1 protein-coding gene is annotated in these 3,384 nt (G+C 59.5%); it reads right to left on the minus strand.

The window, feature by feature from the left end:
* Positions 1-208: 208 nt before the first annotated feature.
* The coding region (locus WKK33_RS04840) for a LamG-like jellyroll fold domain-containing protein (RefSeq protein ID WP_337932739.1) at positions 209-3,384 on the minus strand (3,176 nt) is incomplete at its 5' end.

The following is a 3,384-nucleotide window of genomic DNA, read 5'->3' on the forward strand; positions in this document are numbered from 1 at the left end:
GCGATGGTGTAGATTGGACTATAGATTGTTGCCATTTTTTGCATATCATCCATTCCACTTATAAGGATTGGCGGCATAGGTCGGTGGGATGAAAAGGAAATGTTACTCATCGGAAAAGGCGCACCCCCGATATCGTTGCGTTATCGGGATGGTGCGCCTTGGTTAGTTGCCACCGCAGGCCTTGGGCCTGGCGGTGGGTGTAGGGATCTTATCTCACCACGACCTTGCGGGTAGTAGTCAGGCCGGTGCTGGCGTCGTAGGTGCTGCGCACATACACACCGGGAGCGGTGGGCTTACCATTGAGCATCCTGCCATGAACGTCGAACCAACGGGTGTTGTCGTCGGCGTCGACGGCTATGCCGTCCACATAGGTGATCTTTCCGAAGGTCAGCTCAAGCGGCTGCTTGTAAGATCCACAGATGGCGTCCTCGATGAAGTCGACCGTTGCCTCTGCAAGCCATACATCGCCGTTCTTGACCATGAGGAACCTCAGGTTACACTTGCCCTCGCCCGGAACGGTGAAGTAAGCGTAGCCGTCGGCATCGGTAACCTCCGCCGTGCGACACTCGTCGCCTGCGAACACTCCGACCTCGGCTCCTTGCTGCACCTCATCGTTGAACGTAACACGAGCCGTGATGGTCATGTTGCTCGGATACTTGTGGTGGTCGATGGGCGAGAAGTTGAGCAGCGGGCGCGCCGCAGCCCTCTGTGGGGCGTAAGGCGCCAGGGAAGTGGGATAGGTGAACGTCCTTGTACCCGCACTTGCGCTCTGCAACATGTAACCCTGTCCGGGAACGAGCGCCTTAAGCGAACCAGTCCACTCGTAGCCGTCGAAGATGGCGAACCCATACTGGCCCTTGATCATGTCGCCGTCTTGCGGATCCATGCCGGCCAGGGCGTCGGCCACCGATGCCGTCTGCGTGTTGTTGTAGGCTATCCAGTTCCAACCCGGCACAAGGGTGATTGTGCGGTCGGCCTGCGTTCCACTACCGCCAATGAGCTTGAGCAGGCGGGCATTGGTCATTCGCACCTTATACATCGATCGGTTATCTACATCGAAGTTCTTGCCATACCACGTACCATTGTCGCAATTGACAAACACGTTCTGCGTCTTGACCGTCTGTACGCCGTCGGCCACATCGGCAAACACGCTCCTGACATCCATGTCGTCGGCCTTGGCGTAGAACGACATCCAGTTCCACCCTGCGCCAAGCATGGTGGCCTGTTCAATCTTGTCGGCCGCCTCAATGCGCAGCGGATCGGCATACTTGCCCACGAGCACATTGGCGCTGAAGGCCATAGGTTGCGATGTGGTGGTAACAGGGTACATGATGCCCGTGCTGGCGTCGTAAACCTTGAAAGTGAGCGGCGTGCCAGCGTCGTCGGCATTGCCATACACATCGAGCAACACGAAACTGTTGTCGTAGCGGGCATTGTAGGCGGGATGGGCCATGCCGCGACACTCGTCGCCCACAAACACACCCACAACATCGTCGGCGTCGTAGCTCGGCTTGCCAAGGATAGAGAGCGTAGCGATGACGCTCATGGTGCTCTCATAGTTGGCGTTGTCGACCGTCCAGTTGGGCTTGTCGCCCTCGACGGTGATGGCGAGCGTGAGCGGTGTGGCTATGCCATCGTTTCCGGTGAGATACACCGTCTCCTCATACTTGCCCACAGGCGTGGCCTCCGTAACCTCGAAAGCGATCGTCTGAGAGGTAAGCGGATCGATGGTGCCATACTCCGCGCTTGCCTTGAGCCACGACGGCAGTCCGCTGAGGGTCCACATCTGCTGCTTTCCACTCTTGTTGGCGAACGTAGCCTCGAAGGTGTGGCTCTCGCCTACCCGCTTCGTCGTCTTCATGGTGTTCTCGCTCCACGCCAACTCATTGTTGTTGACATAAGCGCTCCAGCATACCGGCAGCGAGAGGTTGCCGTTGGCGTCGCGCAGGTCGCGCACGGTGAAGTGGATCGTGCAGGCGGCCATGGCGGCGGGCGTCTCGTTGAGGGTGATGACAATCTTGTTGTCGCTTGCCGTGAACGAATAGTCGACGTTGGTCTCTGCCGGTTTCTCCCTCAGGGCGGGAGCGTCGTCGGTGAAGGCGAGGGCATCGGCATAGACAGCCTTGTGGTCGGGTCGCAGCAGGTCGTCGTCGCTGCCCACGGTCACCACCTGATTATAGGCGTCGAGCGTCTTCGTCTCAAAGGGGTAGTAGGCCACGAGACCTTGCTCCTTGCCCGTGAGACGCATCTTGCGGCGTGCCTTGAGGATGTCGGCCGTGAGGGTGGCGTTCCACAAGCGGATCTCATCAATGCCAGCCACAAGCTGACGGTCGTACTGGTAGCTTCCGTCGGCGGTGCGTGTGCGGCGTGCGCCCACAATCATGCGGTCACTGGCTGTTGTTCCAATGCCCACCACGCTGGTGGCCAGGGTGCGCTCGCCATCCACATACACGGCCACATTGCCGTTGCGAAGGATGTTGAGAGCCACGTGGTGCCAAGCCTTATCGTGGAGCGATGTGGCGCCGGCAGCGAAGGTGTTGTCTCCAGATGTGAGTTGCAGCACACCGTCGGTGTTCATCCACAGCTCCACCTCGCCCGCCTGCAGCAGCTGGGTCTCGCCTTTCTGCTTGTCGGCGCGCATCCACAGTTCGATGGCGCAGTTGTCGGCGGCGAGCGGCGATACGTCGGCGGTAGGAATGTCGAGATGCGACGTGCCGTCGAGCGCAATGGCCTTGTTCTCGTTGTTGAGATACCAGTTCTCGCCCGTCAGGCGGAGATGTCGGTTGCGTGCATAGTCGGTAACGACGGTGCCTTCGCCCTCGTCCATCTTCCAGTAGCCAATCAAGTGGCGTGTGGCCGGATTCTTGGTCTTGTTCTTCTCCATCAGCGCAGCCGTCATGTCATGAGCCTCATCCCATAGCGTGAGCTCGTGGATGGCTCCCGTCAAGCGTTGTCCGATGGCGAGCGGTCCGTTGCCTTCGTAGGTCGCCACCGCTTGGTCGGTAAAGAGGTCGGTGGTGGTGGCGTCTTCGGCCACGGCAGCCTTCAGCGTGCAGCCCTTGGCGGTAACGGCATAGTTCATCGTGAGGTATGCCCACTTGTCGGTTGGCATCTCAGCCTTCGACGTATAGACGTTGCTGCCGATCTTCACCTGTAGGTGGCGGTTGTCGTCCACGCCTACTACGAACTTCTGCTGTCCCTTTCCGTGTGTCAGCAATGTGCCTGCGCCCTTGAGGTTCACCCAAGCGTCGATGGCAAAGCTCTTGCCTGCCAGATTGATGTCGGCCTCGGTAGCGGCGGTGTTGTCGGTGCCGGTCATGCCGAGAGCAGTGGCGTGCGACACCTCAGCGCCGTTGAGCACACCGGTGACGATGAAGTTGGCGG

The sequence above is a fragment of the Hallella sp. genome (assembly GCF_037460745.1).
GTDB classification, from domain to species: Bacteria; Bacteroidota; Bacteroidia; order Bacteroidales; family Bacteroidaceae; genus Prevotella; species Prevotella faecis.